Source organism: Pigmentiphaga sp. GD03639, assembly GCF_029845405.1.
Taxonomy (GTDB): Bacteria; Pseudomonadota; Gammaproteobacteria; order Burkholderiales; family Burkholderiaceae_B; genus Pigmentiphaga; species Pigmentiphaga daeguensis.
In genome coordinates this window covers 1-2,774 of sequence record NZ_JAOCLR010000062.1, presented here as the reverse complement: position 1 = coordinate 2,774, position 2,774 = coordinate 1, and the positions used below count along the sequence as shown (strand labels likewise).

At 64.6% G+C, this 2,774-nt stretch carries 3 protein-coding genes; all 3 read right to left on the bottom strand.

Annotated features, from left to right (window positions below):
• Nucleotides 1-92: 92 nt before the first annotated feature.
• Complete coding sequence (locus tag N5K27_RS28695; protein ID WP_279820974.1) at nt 93-701, bottom strand: hypothetical protein; 609 nt, start codon at nt 699-701, stop codon at nt 93-95.
• 78 nt (nt 702-779) lie between these two features.
• Complete coding sequence (locus N5K27_RS28690; protein WP_087838160.1) at nt 780-1,808, bottom strand: ABC transporter substrate-binding protein; 1,029 nt, start codon at nt 1,806-1,808, stop codon at nt 780-782.
• Nucleotides 1,809-1,835: 27 nt separating this feature from the next.
• The coding region (locus tag N5K27_RS28685) for an ABC transporter substrate-binding protein (RefSeq protein WP_279820972.1) at nt 1,836-2,774 on the bottom strand (939 nt) is incomplete at its 5' end.

Sequence of the window (2,774 nt, the reverse complement as noted above, 5' to 3'; positions counted from 1 at the left end):
TTGTGAAAGTAGGTCATCGTCAGGCTACCCTCCCTCAAAACCCCCGACCGGAAACCCGGCCGGGGGTTTTGTCTTTCAAGCGTCGCTTTTTCTCAATCGCGGATACGCGAACCGTCGGGAAGAAAACGTTCGCTTCCAATGACGGCACCGGATGCATCGTAGCTGCGTTCCGATGAACGGTTGCCGCGTGCGTCATAGGTCACTTCCCGCTTGAGCTTGCCCGCCGGGTCATATTCCCGGTGTGTGCCCACTGGACGGAACTGTCCCTGGAATACGCCCGCGGACTGCAGCTTGCCCTGGTCGGAAAAGCGTTCCACGTACTTGCCGGGCAGGCCGCCGGGTTCGCGCAGGGATTGATCCACGCGGGTTTCCTTGACCTGGCCGTTCAGATACCAGGTCGTTCCCTTGATCTCGTTGCCGCCCAGGAAGGTTTGATCGCGCAGGGGCTTGCCGTCTTCGCTCCATTCCCGCTCGACGGCTTCCGTGGCTGTCTTGCCGCCGCGGCTCCGTTGGCGCTCGATGACTTCATAGATCAACTGGCCGTTGCGGCCGTATTCCTTGGTATGTCGGCCACCTTCCACGGATTGGACGATGGTCTGGCCAGCCAGGGAGGGGTTGCGTTCGGCGTGGGCGGTAGCGCCCAGCAGCGCGATGGCAAGCGCGGTCGCGCAGGCAGCCAAGCGGCGCGGTGTAGACATCATGGACGAAGACCTCTGAATGCGATCCCCAACCATAACTTCCCGGGCGGCCGCTTGTCGCGACCACCCCGTAAAGCAGTGTTACCGCGTACCGAGGATGGATGCGTCGTAGATCGCCGACAGGGGCGCCGACTCGGGGGTGATCAACCCGTTCTCGATATAGTGGTTGCGCATTTTCTCTATGGTCGACAGCTTGGTCTTGCCCGAAGGATTCAGCGAGACGGTGGCAAACAGCCTTTCGGCCATGGCCTGGTCCACCTTGAACAGCTTCATCAGGCGATCGAGGCTTTCCTGGCGCGGCGCCTTGCCGATGTGTTGCACGGCTTCGAAGATGGCCGTGGCCGCTTCCCGGACCAGCCCGGGTTTCTCCTTCAGCGTGCTCCGCTTGGCCAGAACCACGTAGGGGTCCCAGTCCGTGCCCACGTAGTCCGAGACCTTCGCCATGCTGCGCAGCAGATTGTCCCTGTCGGTCAGGATGCCCGTATGTTCCGTCGTGACCCAGATATCGGCCTTGCCTTCCTTGAGCGCCGTGTAGTTGGTGCCCACGCCGCCGGTGGGCACATAGACGATGTCGTCCTGGCTGACATCGAGCGACTTCAGGAAGAGGTCGACATAGAAGCGGTCGGTGCCCGCCAGCTGGGTGACGGCGAAACGCTTGCCCTTGAGGTCGATGAGCGCGATGGGGTTGTCCGCCAGCGTCCACATGTGCCACTCGGCCCGGGTGCCCAGGTCGCCGATGATGGTGAACTGGACGCCCTTGCTCAGATAGTTGATGGTCGCGCCCATGCCGTAGAGCCGGACGTCGCAGTTGTTCTCGGCTTCGGGCGTCCACTCGCGGCGATCGTCGATGGGCACGGGGTCGACGGGCTTGATGCTGTGCTTGTCCCAGAGCCCCAGGTCCTGGATCGTCGCGTTGATCAGGGCCGTGCCGGGGACGGTCCGTACGCCTATCTCGTAGGTGAAGGGAGTGGGTTCGCTGGGGACCGGCGCGGGATCGCCGTCGCCGCCACAGCCCGGAAGCCAGGCGGCGGCCGGGAGCACGGCCATGGTCTTGAGCAGGCGCCGGCGTGCCGGCTGGAGGATGAAGGGGGGAAGCGGAAGGCGCTGCATGGGATTCTCCTGGGTGGAAGGGGGATGTCAGGCAACCGTGCCGACGACCGAGGCATCGAAGATCGCGTCGATGGGCAGGGCATCGCGTTTGATCACACCGGTGTCCACGTAGTGGTTGCGCATCTTTTCTATCGTCGACAGCTTGATCTTGCCGGTGGGGTTCAGCGATACGGTGGATAGCAGCCTGCCGGCGACGGCCTCGTCGACCTTGAAGCGCTGCATGAGGCGGGCCACGTTTTCCTGGCGGGGGGCCTGGTCGATGTGCCGGACGGCCTCCAGGATGGTGGCGACGGCTTCCTTCACCAGCGCGGGCCGTTCGGCCAGCGTGCGCCGCTTGGCGACGATGACGTAGGGATCCCAGTCCTTGCCGACGAAGTCGGAGATCCTGGCGACGCTTTGCAGGCGTTGCTCACGGTCGATCAGGATGGCGGCGTGTTCGGTGGTTACCCAGATGTCGGCCTGGCCGCTGCGCAGCGCCTGGTAGTTCTGCGGCACGCCGCCGGTGGGCACCAGGGTGACGTCGTCCTGGCTGACGCCCAGCGACTTCAGGAACAGGTCGACATACAGCCGGTCCGTGCCCGACAACTGCGTGACGGCGAAACGCTTGCCCTTGAGCTGCCGCGCATCGACGGGCCGATCGGCCATCGACCACATGTGCCATTCGGCCCGCGTCCCCAGATCCGCGACGATGACGAAATCCACCCCCTTGCTGGGGTAGTTGATGGTCGCACCCATGCCATACAGGCGCACGTCGGAGTGGTTTTCTTCCCCCGGACTCCAGGTCCGCCGGTCGCCGCCGCCCAGGGGAGGTGGCACGACCGGCTTCAGGCCGTGCTTGCGCCACAGGCCGAGGTCCTGGGCGGTAGCGTCGATCAGCGCCGTACCCGGCACGGTATTCACGCCCATGGTGAAGGTGAACTCGGTCAGGTCGCCCTGGGCGGCACGTGCGGGGCCCAGCCAGCAGGC

What these genes read in the sequence shown, in the direction of transcription:
- N5K27_RS28695 (WP_279820974.1), bottom strand. Translation starts at nt 701, where the DNA reads ATGATGTCTACACCGCGCCGCTTGGCTGCCTGCGCGACCGCGCTTGCC.
- N5K27_RS28690 (WP_087838160.1), bottom strand. Translation starts at nt 1,808, where the DNA reads ATGCAGCGCCTTCCGCTTCCCCCCTTCATCCTCCAGCCGGCACGCCGG.